This is a genomic window from Bradyrhizobium sp. AZCC 2230 (genome assembly GCF_036924495.1).
Classification (GTDB): domain Bacteria; phylum Pseudomonadota; class Alphaproteobacteria; order Rhizobiales; family Xanthobacteraceae; genus Bradyrhizobium; species Bradyrhizobium rifense.
Genome location: NZ_JAZHRS010000001.1, coordinates 1,696,093 through 1,716,346, shown reverse-complemented (window position 1 = coordinate 1,716,346; position 20,254 = coordinate 1,696,093). Strand labels below are relative to the sequence as shown.

20 protein-coding genes, 1 tRNA gene and 1 pseudogene are annotated in these 20,254 nt (G+C 62.7%); 17 read left to right on the top strand and 5 right to left on the bottom strand.

Annotation, left to right across the window (positions count from 1 at the left end; genetic code table 11):
• Window positions 1-21 precede the first annotated feature (21 nt).
• The 5 genes from V1280_RS08295 to V1280_RS08275 all read left to right on the top strand — a co-directional run bounded on the left by V1280_RS08295 (window position 22) and on the right by V1280_RS08275 (window position 4,910).
• Complete coding sequence (locus V1280_RS08295; protein ID WP_334521555.1) at window positions 22-834, top strand: DUF5131 family protein; 813 nt, start codon at window positions 22-24, stop codon at window positions 832-834.
• A 118-nt stretch (window positions 835-952) separates the two neighbouring features.
• Window positions 953-2,491, top strand: a complete 1,539-nt coding sequence (gene istA, locus V1280_RS08290; RefSeq protein ID WP_334538124.1) for an IS21 family transposase — start codon at window positions 953-955, stop codon at window positions 2,489-2,491.
• An 11-nt stretch (window positions 2,492-2,502) separates the two neighbouring features.
• Window positions 2,503-3,246: an IS21-like element helper ATPase IstB gene (gene istB, locus V1280_RS08285; protein ID WP_334518610.1), complete on the top strand. Its 744-nt coding sequence runs from the start codon at window positions 2,503-2,505 to the stop codon at window positions 3,244-3,246.
• A gap of 329 nt (window positions 3,247-3,575) precedes the next feature.
• Entirely contained in the window at window positions 3,576-4,223 is a 648-nt protein-coding gene (gene tcmP / locus V1280_RS08280) for a three-Cys-motif partner protein TcmP (protein WP_334521553.1), read from the top strand.
• Between the two features lie 510 nt (window positions 4,224-4,733).
• Window positions 4,734-4,910, top strand: a complete 177-nt coding sequence (locus V1280_RS08275; RefSeq protein ID WP_334521551.1) for a hypothetical protein — start codon at window positions 4,734-4,736, stop codon at window positions 4,908-4,910.
• A gap of 78 nt (window positions 4,911-4,988) precedes the next feature.
• On the opposite strand, the gene V1280_RS08270 is transcribed toward V1280_RS08275, so the two are convergent.
• On the bottom strand, window positions 4,989-5,258 hold the full coding sequence (locus V1280_RS08270; RefSeq protein ID WP_334521549.1) for a helix-turn-helix domain-containing protein: 270 nt from the start codon (window positions 5,256-5,258) through the stop codon (window positions 4,989-4,991).
• Between the two features lie 78 nt (window positions 5,259-5,336).
• Here V1280_RS08270 and V1280_RS08265 point away from each other — a divergent pair, with 78 nt between their 5' ends.
• Both V1280_RS08265 and V1280_RS08260 read left to right on the top strand, forming a co-directional pair.
• A complete protein-coding gene (locus V1280_RS08265; protein WP_334521546.1) occupies window positions 5,337-5,636 on the top strand; it encodes a hypothetical protein in 300 nt (99 codons plus the stop codon).
• On the top strand, window positions 5,623-6,816 hold the full coding sequence (locus V1280_RS08260; RefSeq protein WP_334521543.1) for a hypothetical protein: 1,194 nt from the start codon (window positions 5,623-5,625) through the stop codon (window positions 6,814-6,816). The genes V1280_RS08265 and V1280_RS08260 overlap by 14 nt, the downstream gene beginning before the upstream one ends.
• Before the next feature lie 38 nt (window positions 6,817-6,854).
• On the opposite strand, the gene V1280_RS08255 is transcribed toward V1280_RS08260, so the two are convergent.
• Window positions 6,855-6,931 (bottom strand) — tRNA-Asp (locus V1280_RS08255).
• 584 nt (window positions 6,932-7,515) lie between these two features.
• Window positions 7,516-7,719 carry a hypothetical protein gene (locus V1280_RS08250; RefSeq protein ID WP_334521541.1) on the bottom strand — a complete coding sequence of 68 codons (204 nt, stop codon included), beginning with the start codon at window positions 7,717-7,719 and terminating at the stop codon, window positions 7,516-7,518.
• Between the two features lie 223 nt (window positions 7,720-7,942).
• Here V1280_RS08250 and V1280_RS08245 point away from each other — a divergent pair, with 223 nt between their 5' ends.
• Window positions 7,943-8,851 carry an alpha/beta fold hydrolase gene (locus V1280_RS08245; RefSeq protein ID WP_334521538.1) on the top strand — a complete coding sequence of 303 codons (909 nt, stop codon included), beginning with the start codon at window positions 7,943-7,945 and terminating at the stop codon, window positions 8,849-8,851.
• A gap of 6 nt (window positions 8,852-8,857) precedes the next feature.
• Here the strand turns inward: V1280_RS08245 and V1280_RS08240 are convergent.
• Window positions 8,858-10,152, bottom strand: a pseudogene (locus V1280_RS08240) (spinster family MFS transporter).
• Window positions 10,153-10,214: 62 nt separating this feature from the next.
• Window positions 10,215-11,405: an aromatic ring-hydroxylating dioxygenase subunit alpha gene (locus V1280_RS08235; protein WP_334521535.1), complete on the bottom strand. Its 1,191-nt coding sequence runs from the start codon at window positions 11,403-11,405 to the stop codon at window positions 10,215-10,217.
• A 190-nt stretch (window positions 11,406-11,595) separates the two neighbouring features.
• Between V1280_RS08235 and V1280_RS08230 the strand changes: the two genes are divergently transcribed.
• The 9 genes from V1280_RS08230 (at window position 11,596) to V1280_RS08190 (ending at window position 20,248) form a co-directional block, all read left to right on the top strand.
• Window positions 11,596-12,111 (top strand): MarR family winged helix-turn-helix transcriptional regulator, encoded by a 516-nt coding sequence (locus V1280_RS08230; protein WP_334521532.1) that lies wholly within the window; start codon window positions 11,596-11,598, stop codon window positions 12,109-12,111.
• A 187-nt stretch (window positions 12,112-12,298) separates the two neighbouring features.
• Entirely contained in the window at window positions 12,299-14,560 is a 2,262-nt protein-coding gene (locus tag V1280_RS08225) for a TonB-dependent siderophore receptor (RefSeq protein ID WP_334521529.1), read from the top strand.
• A 34-nt stretch (window positions 14,561-14,594) separates the two neighbouring features.
• Window positions 14,595-15,731 (top strand): PepSY-associated TM helix domain-containing protein, encoded by a 1,137-nt coding sequence (locus tag V1280_RS08220; RefSeq protein WP_334521526.1) that lies wholly within the window; start codon window positions 14,595-14,597, stop codon window positions 15,729-15,731.
• A 53-nt stretch (window positions 15,732-15,784) separates the two neighbouring features.
• Window positions 15,785-15,961 (top strand): hypothetical protein, encoded by a 177-nt coding sequence (locus V1280_RS08215; protein WP_334521523.1) that lies wholly within the window; start codon window positions 15,785-15,787, stop codon window positions 15,959-15,961.
• 248 nt (window positions 15,962-16,209) lie between these two features.
• Window positions 16,210-16,575: an NADH-quinone oxidoreductase subunit A gene (locus V1280_RS08210; protein ID WP_027529890.1), complete on the top strand. Its 366-nt coding sequence runs from the start codon at window positions 16,210-16,212 to the stop codon at window positions 16,573-16,575.
• Window positions 16,572-17,153, top strand: a complete 582-nt coding sequence (locus V1280_RS08205) for a NuoB/complex I 20 kDa subunit family protein (RefSeq protein ID WP_283053265.1) — start codon at window positions 16,572-16,574, stop codon at window positions 17,151-17,153. Before V1280_RS08210 ends, V1280_RS08205 begins: the two co-directional genes overlap by 4 nt.
• Before the next feature lie 11 nt (window positions 17,154-17,164).
• Window positions 17,165-17,776, top strand: a complete 612-nt coding sequence (locus V1280_RS08200) for an NADH-quinone oxidoreductase subunit C (protein ID WP_148773706.1) — start codon at window positions 17,165-17,167, stop codon at window positions 17,774-17,776.
• A gap of 2 nt (window positions 17,777-17,778) precedes the next feature.
• Window positions 17,779-18,975 (top strand): NADH-quinone oxidoreductase subunit D, encoded by a 1,197-nt coding sequence (locus tag V1280_RS08195; RefSeq protein ID WP_334521517.1) that lies wholly within the window; start codon window positions 17,779-17,781, stop codon window positions 18,973-18,975.
• Window positions 18,976-19,285: 310 nt separating this feature from the next.
• Window positions 19,286-20,248 carry an FkbM family methyltransferase gene (locus tag V1280_RS08190; RefSeq protein ID WP_334521514.1) on the top strand — a complete coding sequence of 321 codons (963 nt, stop codon included), beginning with the start codon at window positions 19,286-19,288 and terminating at the stop codon, window positions 20,246-20,248.
• Window positions 20,249-20,254: the final 6 nt, after the last annotated feature.

Below are 20,254 nucleotides of genomic sequence, written 5' to 3'. Positions count from 1 at the left end.
TCAAAAAGCAGGAAGTTCGGCATGGCTGAAACAGCGATCGAGTGGACGGACGCGACTTGGAATCCAGTCGCGGGCTGCACTGTTCTCACTGCCGGTTGTACTAATTGCTACGCAATGCGTATGGCGGCGAGGCTCGAAGCAATGGGCATCCCGAAGTACAAGGGTTTGACGCGCAAGAGCGGCGGGCGAAGCGTTTGGACGGGAAAAATCCGGCTGGATGTCGACGCTCTCGCAATTCCCAAGTCATGGGCCAAGCCGCGAAAAGTGTTCGTGAACTCAATGTCCGACCTTTTTCACGAGGGCGTACCGGAAGACTTCATTGCCAGAGTCTGGAAGGTGATGGAGAGCACGCCTAGGCATACTTATCAGATCCTCACAAAGCGTCCGGAACGAATGGCTGATGTTCTTTCTGGCGCCGGCTTCAGCGTGTTACCGAACGTGTGGCTCGGGACCAGCGTTGAAGACAGCCGCGTCCTTTGGCGGCTTGACCATCTGAGGCGAGTACCTGCCGCAGTTAGGTTTGTATCACTAGAGCCTTTAATCGGCTCCGTTGCGCAGGCAAATCTCTCGGAAATTCATTGGGCGATCGTTGGAGGTGAAAGCGGTCCGCGCGCTCGTGAATTGAAATTGGAATGGGTCGAGGAAGTTCAGAGGTTGTGCGAGAGAACACAGACGGCTTTCTTCTTTAAACAGTGGGGCGGCGTCCGGCCCAAGTCTGGTGGCCGAATGTTACGAGGCAGAGAGTGGAGTGCTGATTCCGCTCGATGTCGCCCACCTTTCCGGAATGATCTCGCCCACCGTTCCGATTTGATGTCGCCCACCATTCCGAGATGATCTCGCCCACCATTCCGGGATGATGTCGCCCGGGGTGACGAGGCCTCTTCTGGCTCCGATACGGTCCCGCCTTTCGGCTTTGCGAAGGGGGACCTGGATGCCGACGGAGAGGCTTGCGATGCGCCACGTGCGCGAAGTGATCAGATTGAAGTCGGCTGGGATGCCGACCCGCGAGATTGCGCGGCGGTTGGGGACGGCGCCTTCGACGGTGCGGTTGACGATCCGCCGGTTCGAGGCGGCGGGGCTGACCTGGCCGTTGCCAGACGACGTCACCGACACGGTGCTGGAGGCCCGGCTGTTCGCCAGCGCCGGAGCCGGTCCGGGCACCCGGCGGGGCCATCGGCGGCAGGCCGAGCCGGACTGGGCGGCGGTGCATCGCGAGCTCAAGCGCAAGCACGTGACGCTGTCGATTGTGTGGGAGGAGTACATCGCGGGCGAACCCGGCGGGTATCGCTATTCGCGGTTCTGCGAGCTCTACCGGGCCTGGGAAGGCCGGCTGTCGGTGACGATGCGCCAGTCGCATGCGGCCGGCGACAAGCTGTTCGTCGACTATGCCGGCGACGGCGTGCCGGTGGTGATCGACCGGTTCACCGGCGAACGGCGCACCGCGCAGATCTTCGTCGCAGTGCTCGGCGCATCGAGCTTCACCTACGCGCAGGCGACCTGGACGCAGGGCCTCGCCGACTGGATCAGCGGGCACGTCGGCGCCTTCGAGGCGATCGGCGGCGTGCCGGCACTGCTGGTGCCGGACAACACCAAGGTCGCGGTGATCAAGGCCTGCCTCTACGATCCGCAGATCAACCGCAGCTACGCCGATATGGCGGCGCATTACGGCACCGCCATTCTGCCGGCGAGGCCGCGACGGCCACGGGACAAGGCCAAGGTCGAGCAGGCGGTCCTCATGGTCGAGCGCTGGCTGCTCGGACGGCTGCGCCACCGGATCTTCCACAGCCTCGCCGAGGTCAACGCGGCGATCGCCGAGTTAATGACCCGGCTCAACGAGGAGCGGCCGATCCGGCGGCTCGGCGTCACTCGCCGCAAGCTGCTGGAGGAGATCGACCGGCCGGCACTCCAGGCCTTGCCGGAGAGCCCTTACGTGTTCGCTGAGTGGCGGATCTGCCGGGTCAGCATCGATTATCACGTCGAGATCGAGGCGCATTATTACAGCGTTCCGCATCGCTTCGTCCGCGCCGAGGTCGAGGTGCGCTTCACGGCCCGCACCGTCGAGATATTCCACAAGGGTGAGCGGATCGCCGCGCATCAGCGCATGAGCGGCAACCACAAGCACACGACCGTGCCGGAGCACATGGCATCCAGTCATCGGCGCTACGCCGGCTGGACCATCGAGCGCATCCGCAAGGACGCAGCCTCGATCGGGCCGGCGACCGCGGCGCTGTGCGACCTGATCCTCGACGAGCGCGCGCATCCGGAACAGGGCTTCCGCGCCTGTCTCGGCATCATCCGGCTCGCCCGATCCTACGGGCACGAGCGGCTCGATGCCGCCGCCATGCGGGCGATCGATATCGGCGCGCGCACCTACGGCTCGGTCAAATCGATCCTCGCCAACAATCTCGATCGGCGTCCTTCACCCAAGCGCTCCGCGGACGACGCGCCGATCCTTCATCCCAACATCCGCGGGCCGCGCTACTACAATTAGGAGATCTCATCTTGCTTACCCATCCGACCCTCGATCAGCTCCACGCGCTCGGCCTTCACGGCATGGCCAAGGCCTTCGCCGACATCGAAGCCGGCGGCGACGCCGCAAGCCTCGGCCACGCCGAATGGCTCGCGCTCCTGCTCGAACGCGAAGCGTCATTGCGACGCGACAAGCGGCTGTCGAAGCGGCTGCAATACGCCAAGCTGCGCCAGGAGGCCTGCGTCGAAGACATCGACTACCGCACTCCACGCGGCCTCGACCGCAGCCTGCTGACGATGCTGGTCGAAGGCCGCTGGATCGATGACCACGCCAACCTGCTGATCTGCGGGCCCTCCGGCGTCGGCAAAAGCTGGCTCGCCTCAGCGCTCGGCAACAAGGCCTGCCGCGACAATCGCTCCGTGCTCTATCAGCGCGTCCCGCGACTGTTCAGCGATCTGGCCTTGGCGCGCGGTGACGGCCGCCACCCCCGCCTGCTGCGCGCGCTCGGCCGCGTCGATCTCCTCATCCTCGACGACTGGGGCCTCGAGCCGCTCGACGCCGCGGCCCGCCACGACCTCCTGGAGATCCTCGAGGACCGCTACGGCCACCGCTCCACCATCGTCACCAGCCAGCTTCCCGTCGATCAATGGCACGCGCTGATCGGCGACCCCACCTACGCCGACGCCGTTCTCGACCGCCTGGTCCATAACGCCCACCGGATCGATCTCAATGGCGAGAGCCTGCGGCGAACCCGTAAGCCCGGCCGAAAGGCCTGAGCCCGTGGCCCTGTGGACATGCCGCTGCGCTTGGACAACGCGAAGGGCGTTGCCCACATGCCCACAGCAGGAGCAGCAAAAAACAAGTCCTTCGAGCCGCGATTCAAGATTGACCACGCGGCTTCGCCGATGCCAGAAACCAGACAGCCAGAACGCCTCGCGCCCCGGGCGACATCAAATCGGAATGGTGGGCGAGATCATCTCGGAATCCTGGGCGAGATCAAATCGGTACACCCGGGCGAGATCATCGGAATCCGCAAGTGGAGTCAGTATCCCGCTGTCTCGCCTTCCCACGGGCAAGCTAGCGCGTAATAAACTGGCACCGATGGATGGAAACCGATCCTTACTTTAAACGAGAGCAAACGGCCACAAAGCACTTCATCCTGAGGCGCTATCTCCAAACGCTGGTGTACAAGCTATTTTTAGGCGGACACCGGGAAATCAGCTACATTGATGGCTTCTCGGGGCCTTGGGAGACGCAGACGGAGGACTTCTCTGATAGCTCCTTTATGATTGCGATAGACGTTCTAAAAACGGCCCACTACGATCTCAAGGCACAAGGAAAGCCAAGAACGACAAGGTGCTTCTTTGTAGAGAAGGACCGGAGGGCGTACGAGTTGCTTACGGAAGCCGTCAGTAAGCATCACTCGCCGCAGGATTCGTTCTATGTGGCCACTTTCAATGGTAGGTTCGAAGACGCAACGTCTGAGATCGTCAAATTTATTGGGAATTCGTTCGCGCTTGTGTTCATCGATCCAACAGGATGGACAGGTTATTCGTATGATGCCATCCGGCCGGTACTAAGGCATGCGCCAAACGAGGTTCTGATTAATTTCATGTACGACTTCGTCAATCGGGCGGCTGCTATGTCCGATCCGAAGACCATTGAGTCGTTAGACCCCATTCTAGGCGGGCCCGGGTGGAAGGGTCGCTTGAAAGGCGATGTACCGCTCGGACAAGAGATCGAGAGAATCTGATTTTGCCTGTCCTGGAAGCGTTTCTCGTAAGAGAAACAAACGTGAAAAATATCTGCGTCGAACTTGCGGCTGAGGGCGTGATAGACAACACTTGGAAGGTTGCCGGAAAGAAGAAGCCGTTTGACGGCAGCGAAATACGTCTTCGGAAAAGCTAATCCGACACGCTCGAAATTGAGGCGGGGGCGAAGCGCCGGCTGGCCGATGAATACGACGGGGCACAGGAGCGCGGCGAGGTAAGATCAAACGGCGGAAATCGCACTGCTCCACTATCGAACAGTGACGACATTGGGCTAACCAGCAAACAAATCCACGAAGCCCGTACGGTTCGCAACGCGGAGAGCAGATTGTCGCGACAATCGGTACACCTGCTGTAGCTATTTTAGCTACAAAGTTGCTAGCGGTTGTGTAGCTATTTCAGCTACACCTTAGGTGTTGACAGCTACAATCTTAAAATGCGGTGCTGTTTCGCAGGCGAGTCATACGACCTGCCTGCGAAGGAGCATCATCACCATGAAAGACATCATCACCGCGCAGTTGGCTGCGAACGAGGTCTTGTTGGCCAGCCTGATCGAAGTGGGAAGAATCGACGAAGCCACCGCGGCCCGGCACAAGAGCGATGGTCACAAGCTCGCTGCCGCTGGAATAGTGCTGGAGTTGAGAGTGGACGATCTGGCCTCGCCTCAGTAGCGGAATCTATATCGAGCGAAGCGCCGTCCCGGCATTAACGGGGCGGCTTTTCAGTTTCTGTCAAGCTGGTCCACAGCTTCACCGCTTTCGTTTGATTCCTGTTGGCACATAAGGCTTCGATGGCCACTTTCGAAACTCGACGCCACGTTCTGTGAAATTGATTCCGGCCGCGGCAAGCTCATTCATCAGAACCGACAGGGTCGCTTCGTGTGGCTCGTGCTTGCAAGCTTCTAGGTCCGCAATCGTCGCACGCCGCACGTTGATGCCTTCGGCGAGATAGGCTTGTGACCAGCCGAGTAGGGCGCGGGCGGCTCTGATCTGGGCTGCTAGGAGCGAGAAATCTTTCATACTGGTCCAAAAAGCGCGATCGGGCTTGACATCGTACAAAATGTACGGTACATAGGCAAGTCAATTTGGGGATCTTCATTGCAGCACGCGAACGATAATTTCAAAGCTAATTCCATCCGCTTTTCAGTCGCCCCGCGACTCGTTCCTGCACAGAAGGCCGCGCGGCGGCTGCACCTGAATGAATCGGACTTCCAAGTCAAACTGTCAGCCTTGCGGCGCATCGGCTTTCCTGCCGCCTGCCCGGTGACGGGCCACTACGATCTGGAGGCCATTGACGCTTGGCTGGATCGACGCGCCGGTTTGGGTGCCGCATCTGGTTCGGCCGTTGATGCAAGCGACGTATTCGAGGAGCGGATGGCGAGTCTTGGGAAACATTAAGTTCAAGCACTACGTACTGCGCAAAGGGAAGCACGCTTACTGGCTTCCCACCATGAAGATGCGTGCCATGGGCTTTCAGATCGTGTCCTGCGGGCACGACGGGCCATCTGCTTGGGCTATCGCCACAGAATGGGAGGAGCGCTACCAGCGCGCCCGCAAAGGTCTAGAGAAGGCACCGTCCCGCCTCTATCCCACCGGAAGCGTTGGCGATGGGTTCGAGAGATTCCGCCGCAGCCATGAATGGCAGGCGAAGCCGCCACGGACTCGTGAAGATTGGGACCGCGGCTGGAAGTACATTGGCCCTGTTTTTGGCGATGTCGATCCAAAAACCGTCACCTTCGAAATGCTTGATCGGTGGTATGGGCGCCTCAAGGTCACGAAGGGCGATGGCGAGGCCGGACGCGCGCTGAAAATCTGGCGGGCACTCTACAACATCCTAGCCGGTCTTAAGCTTTGCACGCCCGACGCGGACCCTTCACAGGTCATCCGCAAGACTGGCGTGCCCGGCCGTACCGAAACTTGGCGCGAGGGCGAGGTTGTTCGCCTCGTCAAGGAAGGCTGGCGAGCCGGCTATCGAGGGCTGGCCTGTATCATCGCCATTGCGTGGGATACAGGCTTTGCCCCGGTCGACGTTCGCACCCTTACACCGGCTCAGGCGGTGACGAGCGGCACCGACATGGCGTTTACCAGCGATCGGGCTAAGACTGGCGAGTCGGCGATAGGTACGCTCACAGCCCGCTCACAGCGGCTTGTCGAGGCATACGTTGCCGGGCTCGACTATGATCTGCACGACGACGCGCCAGTGTTTCGCACCAAGGGCTTCAAGCCTACGGGCAAGGGCGGTCGTCCTCGCCTACCGGTTCCGTACACCAAGGACTCGCTGATCGACGATTTCGCGGACCTGCGCCGGGCAGTCTTTGGCGGGGGCGAGATGCGGCGGCTGATGGATATGCGCCGGACCGGTGCGGTCGAGGCAAATGCCGGAGGTGCGTCCGTCGAGGCAATTGCCGCCAAGATGGCAAACAGCATCGACCAGAACCGGAAGTTGCAGAAGACTTATATGCCGGTGAACATTGCGGCGGTTCGAGCTGCAGACGAGGCGCGCAGAATCGGTAGGAGGCTGCTCGGTTCGGAACAGAACAAGCTCAGGAAGTTGAAACTCGGCGGTTTGAAAAGTTGAAACTCACGCGGCGACTTGCTGCTAAGCCATTGAAATAATGGCGCGAGAGACGGGGCTCGAACCCGCGACCTCCGGCGTGACAGGCCGGCGCTCTAACCAACTGAGCTACTCCCGCGTGACGCGTATGTGTCCGCGCGGAACGAGGGGGGACTTAAAGGGGGGACATGGTGAAGTCAAGGACGTTGCGTTCAAGGGGCGCAAACGCCTGTTGGCGCGGAACGGGACCGTATCGCTACGGCCCGGACGGCTGCCTCCGGGCTGCGAATCAATCCATGGTGTTACAAGCTCCACAGGCATTTTCCGCGGACAATTTGGCTTGACCGTCGGCTCTCGCGCCTTCCAGAACGCAAGGCTCCAGAACAAATTCAAGAAGGAGACCGATGCCGTGCTGGCGGCGGCCCACCAGGCCTACGCCAACGGGCGGCTCGCTGACGTCGAGACGCTGTGCCGGCGGATCCTGGAAGCGCTGGCCGCCTTGAGGCAGGAGCTGCCGGCCCGGATCGCAGCCTCGCGGCGGGCAACGGCGCGACCTACACGCGCCACGTGGAAGCGGCCTACCGCCAGTTCTGGCGGGAGTATTGCGCGGCACAGGCCAGGTGATTCAACAGTTTGGCCTGAACTCTTCAGATATTATTGGCCAAAAGCAAAAGGCCGCCCCAAGGCGGCCATTGCATGTCAAACCGGACCTTTTTCCCGCAATTAGCGGACCGTCGAGGTCCCCGAGCTGGTGATCGCCACCGGCTTGCCGGCCTTGATCACGTGGGTGGACTGGGCGGTCTGGCTGTAATCGGCATTGGTGCGGGCTGCGATCCCGAAGCCGGCCACTGCGATGCCGGCCACCAGCGCCACCACCACGATCTTCAGGTGGGTACCCCGATCTGCAGAGTGAATTGAGTGGTTCATCGAAGCCTCCCGACGGGCTTTGGCGCCGTCTGTAGGCTGATGTCTTAAGGAGCATCTGTTTCCGGATCGTTTCGCGGGTTCCGTAAAATGGTTTCATCAGGCTATTTCAGGGGCCTCGCGTGGTTTTACCTGCCGCGTAATCGCGGGGGCGAATTCCCTTCGCCATGATCGTTTGCATCGGCCGGGACCGATGGGCCGAGCGATCCGGCAAGGGAGAAACACCATGAACCGTCGAACAATCCTCGAAGCCACGTTGCTTGGAACCGCCCTTGCGGCGGCATCGGGTGGGAGCGCGCCAGTGACCGCAGCCCAGCAGACTGCGCGATCCCCCTATGTGACCGCGAAGGACGGCACAAAACTGTTCGTGCAGGATTGGGGCAGCGGGCAGCCGGTGGTGCTGCTGTCGGCCTGGACCTTCGACGCCAGCAGCTGGGGCAGCCAGATTGCAGCCCTCGACGCAAAAGGCTTCCGCTGTGTTGCGCCCGACAGGCGCGGGCATGGCCGGTCCGAGATGCCGTCGTCGGGCTACGATTTGGACACGCTGACCGACGACGTCGCCGCCGTCATCGAGGCGCGCGACCTGCGCGACGTCACGCTGGTGGGCTTCTCGATGGGGACCGCTGAGGCGGTGAACTATCTCGGCCGATACGGATCGGAACGGATCGCAAGGCTGGTGCTGGTCGCGCCGACGACGCCGTTCCTGGTCAAGACCGAGGACAATCCGGATGCGGTTCCGAAGGCGATGATCGAGGTCGACAACGCCGCCGTCGCACGCGACTTCGCGAAATGGATCGCGGCGAACGAAGCGCCGTTCTTCATGCCCGACACGCCCGAGATCACGCGGACCTGGATCCGCGAGATGATGCTGAGCGTGCCGCTGCCGGTGGCGCTGGCGTGCCGCAAGACCATCGCGTTCGCCGATCTGCGCGCGGCTGCCGCCAGGATCGATCGCCCGACGCTGATCCTCCACGGCGACAAGGATGCCAGCGCGCCGCTGCCATTGACGGGCGCCAAGACGGCAAAGCTGATCAAGGGCAGCAAGCTGATCGTCTACGAGGGCGCGCCGCATCCGCTGCCGCTGACGCACAGCGAGCGCCTGATGGCGGACATGCTCGCCTTCATGAGCGCGTGAGCGCGCTCAGTTTGCCCGCTTGATGTCGGCGCGGATGGTCCGCGCCGCCCAGACGAACAGCAGGGCGCCGAGCGTGGTCGTGACCGCTGCCGAGAGCAGGGAATAGCGCACGGCGTCGGCGCCGTAGCTGCCCTTCAGCGCGTCGTTTTGACCACGCCGACCGCGAGCGGGCCGACGCCCTGGCCGAAGCAGGTTGCGGTGAGCGCGATCAGCGCGGAGGCGAGCGCGCGCATGCTGGGCTTCGCCACCGTCTGCGCGATCGCAAAGATCGGCCCGAGATGGAAGCCGACCAGGAACGAGGTCAGCGCCAGCATCGCGACCATCATCGCAAAATCCTGCGTCAGCATGCACAGCGCAAAGACGGGGCCGGCGAGGCCTGAGGTGATCGCCGGCGCCCACAGCTTCCAGCGGTCGTCGCGGCGGCTCACTTGCGCCACCACGAAGCCGCCGAGCAGGGTGCCGGCCATGCCGGCGAGCCCCTTGAAGGTGCCGGCATAGGTGCCGATCTCGGCGCTCGACAGATGGTGCACGCGCGCCAGGAACGGCGGGATCCAGGCCGCCGTCGCATAGTTGGTGTACGTCGTGAGGCAGAAGCCGATCAGCACGATGATGAAGCTCTGCTGCGACGCCAGGAAGCGCAGCGTCGGCCCGAGCGGCTCGGGCACGAAGTTTTCCTGCATTGCGCCGCGCTTCGGTTCCGAGATCGTCAGCCACAGGATCAGCGCCAGCAGGATGCCCGGCACGCCCGCGACATAGAAGGCCATCCGCCAGCCATAGTGCTGGTTGACATAGCCGCCGACGAAATAGCCGAGGAAGACGCCGAGATACGTGCCGATGGCGTAGATGCCGAGCGCGCGCGGGCGCTCGTTCTTGGCAAAGAGATCGGCGACGATCGACTGCGAGGCGGGTGAGCCGGCGGATTCGCCGATGCCGACGCCGATCCTGGCAAAGGCCAGCGCGGTGACGCTCGAGGCCATGCCGCACAGCGCCGTCATCGCGCTCCAGAACGCAAACGCCAGCGCCACGATGTTGCGGCGGTTGAGCCGGTCGGCGACGCGCGCGATGGGAATGCCGAGCAGGGAGTAGAACAGCGCGAAGCCGAAGCCCGCGAGCAGGCCCATCATGGTGTCGCTGAGCGAAAACTCCTTCTTGATCGGCTCGATCAGGACGTTGAAGATCGTGCGGTCGAGGAAGTTCAGCGCATAGATGATGGTGAGCAGGCCCAGCACGTAATAGCGCCGCGCCGACGGCGTTGCCGCGGCGGGCGTCTGAACTGACACCTGTGATGTCACATCGACCATCGCATCCCCCCAATTTGTCTTTGTTATCTTTATGGGTCCAGCTCTTAATGGAGCTGGTCGCTTCACGAGTCGCGTATGTAGTTCCCGGCTTCGAACTCGACCGGCGCAGCGCTTGCGTCAAATGAGACACCGATTGGGTCGTTGCCCGCCTCCATCGCTTCCAGTTGCTCGCCCAGCATGCGCCGGATCAACAGGATGCCGCGGTCGCTCTGGCCGAAATGCTCCTCGGAGTGCACCGTCACCGGGCCCTGGCCGACCTGGGCCTCGTAATCGCCGGGGAATTGCTGGTGCTCTTGCTCGGTCATGTCCCACCAGAATTTTCCGTTGAACTTCGAGCGCATGCGGCCGATGTCGCCGGAATTCTTGACGCGGCCGGCGACGTAGATGCGGAACGAGGTGTCATCGATCGGCAGCGTCCAGCCGATCGACTCCACCCGGGCAAACTGCGCCACGCGCGGGTTCGGAACGACGCGCAGAGTGGGGAGGGCGGCTTCGGTGACGCGGTAAAACACACGGCCGTCGTCCTGCTTGCGGATCGAGCGCACGGCGATGCCGCGCGGTGTCTTGTCGAACTTCACCTCCGGCATCGAAGCCATCATGTTGGTGAATTGTGGCCCTGAGAACGAGCCGTGCAGCACCGGCACGTGGTAGGGATCGACCACGTTCTCGAAATGCTGCAGCCAGTTGCAGGGGATGACCGCAGGACCGCCGCCGCCGATCGAGGAATCGTCGGCCTCGACGAACTCACCGTCGTCCATGTTTTCGAGGCACTCGTAGCGCGGCAGCACCGGGCGTTTCTCGGCCGGGCCCATATAGGCAAAGATCAACCCGTAGCGCTCCTCGACCGGATACCAGGGCTGGCGCACCTTGTCCTTGAACTGGCCGCCGTCGGGCTCGCAGGGCTGCTCCAGGCAATGGCCTTCGGTATCGAACTTCCAGCCGTGATAGCAGCAGCGGATGCCGTCCTCTTCGACCTTGCCATAATAGAGCGTGGTGCCGCGGTGGCAGCAGCGGGCGTGGAGGAGGCCGACGCGACCGTTCCTGTCGCGAAACAGGATGAGGTCCTCGCCGAGCGCGCGCACCTTCTTCGGCGTGTCGGTGGCGTCGCTGATCAGCCCGACCGGATGCCAGTAGCGGCGGAGCAATTCGCCCATCGGCGTGCCGCGCACGACCGAGGTGAGCTCGGTGCGCGTATGCGCCGGCTTCATCGCATAGGCCGTGCCGAGATCGCGATCCCGCTGGGTGATCGTCATGCCTGTTCCTCCCGCCGCTGGCCTTGATGGCCGGGTCGCCTTGTGTTGACTCAGTGAAAGATAATTAGATGACAATGTCAACGATCTTCCTGAATGCCTCTTAATTGCATTTGGATCAGGTTGGGGAGGTTGCGCTACCAAGACACTGCCAGCACTTGGCACCTCCTGGCTTTCTTGGCAGATGTGGACCATGAGCCAGACATCGAGCACGGACGGGCGCCAATCGTCCGATACGGACGACAATCACTCGCCGGCGCCGATCACCGTGATGCTGTCGTCACGGCTGATGGTGCTGGCCAACCTGCTCAAGCGCGGTGCCATCCTGCGCTACAAGCGCCTCGCTGGATTGTCGTCGGTCGAGTTCGGTCTGGTCGCCTCGCTGGGCCGGCGGCCGCCGATGAGCGTGGCCCGGCTCGCCGAAGCCGTCGGTCAGGACAAGGGCCAGATCAGCCGAGCGCTGGCCGAGCTGGTCTCGCGCAAGCTGATCGCGAAGTCCGCGAATCCGAAAGACAGCCGCGAGGTGCTGGTGTCGCTGACGCCTGCGGGTCTCACCGCACATGATGCAATCGTCGAAGGCGCGCAGGAACGCAACCGGATGCTGCTCGAGCAATTGAGCAACGACGAGTTGGAGACGTTGCTCGCGCAGATCGATCGTCTCACCGCGACAGCGGAAGCGATGCTCGAAGCCGAGAAGGTTTCGCGCTGATCGCGCAGCAATCTCCGGAAATATTCGAGTGCTTCTAAGAGCTTCTCTAAGAGATGTTCTAAGAGCCTTTCAATTAGGGGAACCGCGCTCTCTCACATAAGCGTCGCCTGAAACGCATGCCGTTGGGGGAACAACGGCATGACGCATCAGACACACATGTTGGGGTGGCGCGTTGAAGAGTCTTGGAATGCTGCGGTCGGCCGTGTTGGCGACCGCGTCGGCTTGGGTTTTGTTACCGCAAACATCGCTCGCACAATCGTCGGTACAAAATGGCGCGCAGAGCCTGCCGCCGGTGAATGTGGCTGCACCGGAGCAGCGCCGCCGCGCCGCCGTCCGCGCACCACGCCGGACGCAGGGCCCGGTGCAGACGGCCAACAGCCGGAAACCGCAGCCGCAGCGCAACGTCGGAATTGTCGAGACGCCGCGCGGCCCGGTGCAGGGCTACGTCGCCAGGCGCAGCTCGTCCGGCACCAAGACCAACACGCCGATCATGGAGACGCCGCAGGCGATGTCGGTGATCGGTGCCGAGCAGATCCGCGACCAGAAGCCGAACAAGCTCGACGAAGTCCTGCGCTACACCGCCGGCGTGCGCGCCGGCACCTTCGGTGCCGACACCCGCAACGACTGGTGGCTGATCCGCGGCTTCAAGTCCGACGACGTCGGGCTGTTCCTCGACGGCATGCAGCTGTTCTACACGTCCTATGCAAGCTGGAAGCTGCAGCCGTCGAACATGGAGCGCGTCGAGGTGCTGCGTGGTCCGTCGGCCGTGCTCTATGGCGGATCGAGCCCGAGCGGCATCGTCAACGTCATCAGCAAGATGCCGCCGACCGAGCCGGTCCGTTACATCGAGACCGGCGTCAACAATTTCGGCAACGCCTATGTCGGCTTCGATGTCGGTGGTCCCGTCGCGACGCAGCCCCAGGACGGCAAACAGGATGGCAAGCTGTTCTACCGCGTCGTCGGGCAGGTCCAGAACGGCGGCACGCAGGTCAACTTCACGCCCGACAACAATTACTTCATCGCGCCGTCCTTCACCTGGAAGCCGGATGCCGACACCACCTTCACGGTGCTGGCCTCGGCCTCGAAGCAGGACACCCGCGGCATCAACTTCCTGCCCTATCAGGGCACGGTGACCAACGCGCCGTTCGGCAAGATCCCGACCAGCTTCTTCGCCGGCGATCCCAACGTCGACAAGTTCACGCGTGAGCAGGAGATGCTCGGCTACCAGTTCGAGCGCAATCTCACCGACGACCTCACGTTCCGGCAGAACGCGCGGTTCGCGCATATCGACCTGACCTATCGCGGCTTCATCGGCAATGGCTGGGACAATATCAACACGGCTACCATGGGCCGCTACAATTGGTATGCGAAGAACACCGCCAACCAGGCCAATCTCGACAACCAGCTCGAATACCGCTTCAACACCGGTCCGGTGAAGCACACGATGCTGTTCGGGGTCGATCTGAAGGGCTATCAGATCGACGATTACCAGGCGTTCAACTTCGGCACGGTACCGTCGATCAACGTCTTCAATCCCGCCTATGGTCTCGACATTCCGCTCACGGGCGCGCCGTTCCGCAACTTCCAGATCACGCAGAAGCAGGCCGGCACCTACGTCCAGGACCAGATGAAGCTCGGCAACTTCACGTTGGTCTTGAGCGGTCGCAATGATTGGGTCGAGACGTCACAGGTCGCGCGTGACACCGGCGCAAATATTGCGCAACGCGACGACAGCAGGTTCAGCGGGCGGGTCGGGCTGATCTACAATTTCGACTACGGCATCGCGCCCTATATTTCCTATGCCACGAGCTACAATCCGATCATCGGCCTCAACGCGCAGAACCAGCTGTTCCTGCCGGAGACCGGCAAGCAGGCCGAGATCGGCGTCAAGGTCGCGCCCAAGGGATTTGACGGCTATTTCACCGCTTCGGTGTTCGACCTGAAGCGCCAGAACGTAGCGACCACCGATCCGTCGAATGTGCTGCTGCAGAACCAGACCGGGGAGGTGACCTCGCGCGGCATCGAGCTCGAAGCGGTGGCCAACGCCACCAAGGAGCTGAAGCTGATCGCCGCGTTCACCGCTTATCATCTCTTCACCAGCAAGGATCTCGATCAGTCCCTCGTCGGCAAGACCCCGACCAATACGCCCGAGATGCTGATCTCTGGCTGGGCGGACTACACCTTCAAGGACGGGCCGCTCGAGGGATTTGGGTTCGGCGGCGGCGTGCGTTATGTCGGCTCGTCCTGGGCCGACACCGCCAACACGCTCGAAGTTCCCGCGGTGGTGCTCGGCGATCTCGCGGTCCACTACGAATGGCAGAACTGGCGCACGGCCATCAACGTGATCAATCTGACCGACAAGATCTACGTCGCAAGCTGCGCCTCGGCCTCGTCCTGCTTCTACGGCGATCGTCGCCGCGTCACCGCCAGCGTCTCCTACAAATGGTGAGGCAAATGGTAAGGCTCGGCGAGGGGAGGGTTTTGTGAAGGCGCGCACGGTCAGGATCTGGTCCGTAGTCCACACCTGGACCAGCCTGATCTCGACCTTGTTCCTGCTCTTGCTCTGCCTGACCGGCCTGCCGCTGATCTTCCATCACGAGATCGATGAGCTCCTGGGCTACGCCCCCCAGCCCGAAGCTCATGCGAGCGCGGCGCGCGCGACGCCCCAAGTCGTCGCCGACGCCGCGCTCGCCGCCGATCCCGGCCGGATCCTGCAATATGTGTCCTGGGACAAGGACGAGCCTGGGCTGGTGATGGCCTTCACCAACAGCGCCCCTGACGGTGCGTCCGACAATGCGACCGTGCGTGCCTTCGACGCCGGTTCAGCCAAGCTGCTCGGGCCGGTCGGCGTCGGGCCGATGCTGATCGTGCTCAAGCTGCACATCGACATGTTCGCGGGCCAGGCCGGAAAGCTGTTCCTCGGCGCGATGGGGCTGCTGTTCACTGTGGCGATCGTCTCCGGCGTGGTGCTGTATTGGCCGTTCACCCGCCGCCTGCGCTTTGCCACCATCCGTGACAGTGCCGCGCGCCGCGTCCGCTGGCTCGACTGGCACAATCTGATCGGCGTGGTGACGGTAGCCTGGGCGCTGGTGGTGGGCTTGACCGGCGTCGTCAACACCTGGGCCGAGCTGATGCTCAACCAGTGGAAGGCGACCGAGCTCGCCAGCATGGTCGCGCCCTATGCCGGCAAGCCACCGCCGATGCATCTCGCCTCGCTCGACGATGTCGTCGCGGGCGCCATGCAGGCTGCGCCCGGCATGGAGGTCGCCTTCATCGCCTTCCCGGGCACGCCGTTCACGTCCTCGCACCATTTCGCCGCCTTCATGCGCGGCGACACGGCGCTGACGGCGCGGCTGCTGAAGCCCGTACTGCTCGACGGCGAAACCGGGGAGGTGGCCGATGCCCGCGCGCTGCCGCTCTATCTCCAGGCGCTGCTGATCTCGCAGCCGCTGCATTTCGGCGATTATGGCGGGATGCCGCTGAAAGTGATCTGGGCCGCGCTCGACGGGCTCACCATCGTTGTGATCGGCAGCGGCCTCTATCTCTGGGTGGCGCGGCGGCGCAAGCGCGCGCCTGCCAAAGCCGACGCATTCGCCAGACGAGCCCCGGTCCCGTCGTGATGCATGGCTCCTCTGACCGTGCGCGCCTGTGGATACGTGTCTTTGCTGCACCTATGCTACTCGCCGCGGCGACAATCATCGGTCTGCTGGCGGCGTTGCTGTGGGGAACGGTCGGCCAGTATGTCGCCTGGGTGACAGTCGGGGCGCCGGTTGCGGTCGTTGCTTGGGTTTGGGTGCGCCGCCGCAGCAAAAAAACCGGGCCGTTTTCGCTGATGAACCACGGCAAATAGCCGGCGCGGCCCGTGCGCCGCAATCTCAGACCTGCTACCATGCAAAACTATGGCCGCCCTTGTCGGGTTCGGCGATCTGCTCCATACCAGCCGCGGGGTGATTCCGGGATTTCCACCGGTCTGGGAGCAGCAAAGGGCCTGAAAAGAGCGTGTCTTGCGCCCATTGGTGCACTGCGCTAAGGCTCAGAATAATTCCAAATCGGACGAATCCGTGGCTGTCCCGAGGCTGCGGGAAAAGAGGCTCGTCAATGAGCGGCATTCTACAGAACTATCTTCCACTCGTCGTCTTCATAGGGGTCGCGGCCCTCATCGGCCTAGTGCTGTTGATCGCCCCCTTCATCGTGGCGTTCCAGCAGCCGGACCCGGAAAAGCTCTCGGCGTATGAGTGCGGCTTCAACGCCTTCGACGACGCCCGCATGAAGTTCGACGTCCGCTTCTATCTGGTCGCCATCCTCTTCATCATCTTCGACCTCGAAGTGGCGTTCCTGTTTCCCTGGGCAGTAGCGTTCGGCAAGCTTGGCGCGACCGGCTTCTGGTCCATGCTGGTGTTCCTCGCCGTGCTGACAGTCGGCTTCGCCTATGAATGGAAGAAAGGGGCACTCGAATGGGATTGAACCCTGTGCCGTCCGCCGGCCCGGCGATCGCGCCGGCTCCCAAGGGCATTCTGGATCCGTCGACCGGCAGGCCGGTCGGGGCCAATGATCCGTTCTTCCTCGAGGTCAACCACGAGCTGTCTGATAAGGGCTTCTTCGTGGCCGCAACCGACGATCTCATCACCTGGGCCCGTACCGGCTCGCTGATGTGGATGACCTTCGGTCTCGCCTGCTGCGCGGTCGAGATGATGCAGGTCTCGATGCCGCGTTACGACGTCGAGCGCTTCGGCTTCGCGCCGCGTGCCTCGCCGCGCCAGTCCGACGTGATGATCGTCGCGGGCACGCTGACCAACAAGATGGCGCCCGCGCTGCGCAAGGTCTACGACCAGATGCCCGAGCCGCGCTACGTCATCTCGATGGGCTCCTGCGCCAACGGCGGCGGCTATTATCACTATTCCTACTCGGTCGTGCGCGGCTGCGACCGCATCGTGCCGATCGACATCTACGTGCCGGGCTGCCCGCCCACGGCGGAAGCGCTGCTCTACGGCGTGCTGCTGCTGCAGAAGAAGATCCGCCGCACTGGCACCATCGAACGCTAAGGTTTTACGTCATGGACGACGCCAAGCTCGACGCCCTGGGGCAGACGATCGTGAGCGCGCTTCCGGGCGCCGCCATCGGTCATTCGGTGGCCTTCAACCAGCTCACGGTTGATGTCGAGGCCAGCAAGATCGTCGAGGTGGTCAAGTACCTCCGCGACGATCCGAACTGCCGCTTCATCAACTTCACCGACATTACGGCTGCGGACTATCCCGCGCGCGAGAAGCGTTTCGACGTCATCTATCACTTCCTGTCACCGACTCTGAACGCCCGGATCCGGCTCAAGGCCCAGGCCGACGAGACCACGCAGGTGCCGTCGCTGATCGAGGTGTTCCCCGGCGCCGACTGGTTCGAGCGCGAGGCCTACGACCTCTACGGCGTGTTCTTCGTCGGCCATCCCGACATGCGCCGGCTCCTCACCGACTACGGTTTCGAGGGCCATCCGCTGCGCAAGGACTTTCCGACCACCGGTTTCCTCGAAGTCCGCTACGACGACCAGGAGAAGCGCGTGGTGTACGAGCCGGTCCGGCTCAACCAGGAATTCCGCAAGTTCGATTTCCTCTCGCCGTGGGAAGGGGCCGACTATCCGCTTCCCGGTGACGAGAAGGCAGGACCGAAGGCCTGATCATGAACGAGCAACCTGAACAGCTTCGCAACTTTACGATCAACTTTGGACCGCAACATCCGGCCGCGCACGGCGTGCTGCGTCTGGTGCTGGAGCTTGACGGCGAAATCGTCGCCCGCGTCGATCCCCATATCGGCCTGCTTCACCGCGGCACCGAGAAGCTGATCGAGCAGAAGACCTATCTGCAGGCGATCCCGTATTTCGACCGGCTCGACTACGTCGCGCCGATGAACCAGGAGCACGCCTTCTGCCTCGCGGCCGAAAAGCTGCTCGGCATCGAGGTGCCGCGCCGCGGCCAGCTGATCCGCGTGCTCTATTGCGAGATCGGCCGCATTCTCTCTCACCTTCTCAACGTCACCACGCAGGCGATGGACGTCGGCGCGCTGACCCCGCCGCTGTGGGGTTTTGAAGAGCGCGAGAAGCTGATGGTGTTTTACGAGCGCGCCTCGGGCAGCCGTATGCACGCAGCCTTCTTCCGTGTCGGCGGCGTGCATCAGGACCTGCCGCAGAAGCTGGTCGACGACATCGAGGCCTGGTGCGATCCGTTCCTGAAAGTGGTCGAGGATCTCGACCGCCTGCTCACCGCCAACCGCATCTTCAAGCAGCGCAATGTCGATATCGGCGTGGTGCCGCTGAAGGAAGCCTGGGAGTGGGGTTTTTCGGGCGTGATGGTGCGCGGCTCGGGCGCGGCCTGGGACCTGCGCAAGTCGCAGCCCTATGAGTGCTACGCCGAGATGGATTTCGACATTCCGATCGGCAAGAACGGCGACTGTTACGACCGCTATCTGATCCGCATGGAAGAGATGCGCCAGTCCGTGCGCATCATGAAGCAGTGCATCCAGAAGCTGAATGCAGCCGAAGGGAAGGGCCCCGTCGTCGTCGAAGACAACAAGGTCGCGCCGCCGCGCCGTGGCGAGATGAAGCGCTCGATGGAAGCGCTGATCCACCACTTCAAGCTCTACACCGAAGGCGTTCATGTGCCGGCCGGCGAAGTCTACACCGCGGTCGAGGCGCCCAAGGGCGAGTTCGGCGTCTATCTGATCTCCGACGGCACCAACAAGCCCTACAAGTGCAAGATCCGCGCGCCGGGCTTTGCCCATCTCCAGGCGATGGACCACATCTGCCGTGGCCATCTGCTCGCCGACGTCTCGGCCATTCTCGGTTCGCTCGACATCGTGTTCGGAGAGGTCGATCGGTGAGAGCTGTGGCACCCATCGCGATACTCGCAGGGGCGGGTTGTTGGGTTGGAAGCGCGCAGGCGCAGCTTCCGTCCGCCTTCTCGTCAGCGTGCCCGGGACGAACAACCGCCGCGAAGTGGTGCCCTGATCAGTTGTCCAAGGAAGGCTGGAAACTGAAATACCAAAGCGTAAGTCCGCGCGACATGATGGATGCGTATTGGCGTTACGAAGTGTGGATTCGCGACCGAGGAGCAGTTCTTTGCGAACTCAGCGGAGGCCGTGGTGTCGGTGAGACGAATTATTGTCGGGAACTAAGTGAGGTCGATCGGTGATGGCGCAGGCGCCAATCCAGTTTGACCGTACCTCGGGGGCCCTTGAAGGGGCCAACCTGTGGGAGCGGACGGCTGCCTTGGCGCTGGTGACGGGATCGAAGATCTCCTCGCATTTCTCGCATATGGGCTACATCGCCTGCGCGAATTTGCTGCGGAAGACGCTGCCCGAGCGCAACATCGCGATCAAGCTCAACCCGGACGCCGTGTTCGAGTTTCCTTACGGCGACGGCTACTGGAGCAAGCTGCTCAATCGTTCCTATTGCTACGAGGACGAGCTGGAGCTGTTGTTCTCGGACTCCATCGACGTCGACTACACGCTGCTCGATTGCGGCGCCAATTACGGCTACTGGTCGGTGCTGGTGTCGAGCAAGCCGTTCGGCTCGCACAAGTCGATCGCGATCGAGCCGTCGGGCCAGAACTATCCGAAGCTCGCGAACAACGCCCGCATCAACGGCAATCGCTTCGAGACCATCAAATGCGCGATCGGCGCTTCGCGCGGCACCGCGCGGCTGTCAGGCACCAAGCACGAGGCCTTCAGCATCGCCGGCGCTCCGTCGGACGGCGGCGAGGACGTGCCTGTTCTCGCGCTGGATAACCTCATCGACGACGGCAAGGTCGCAGGCACTGGCAAATATCTGATCAAGCTCGACGTCGAGGGCGTCGAGATCGAGGCGATCAAGGGCGGTGCCCGGCTGCTCCAGACCGACAGCGTCATCATGTGCGAGGAGCACGGCAGCGATCGCACGCACGCGGTGTCGCGCTACATCCTCGAACAGACCCCGATGAAGCTGATCGTGCTCGATCCGCGCACCAACCGGCTGGAGACCGTGACCGAGCTGTCGATTCTCGATCGCATCAAGGTCTCGACCCACGTCGGCTACAACGTTTTCGGCACCGCAAGCGCATTCTGGCAGGACAGGATCAATGCCCTGAATGCGAAAACCGTGCGCCGCATGCAGTGAGAGATT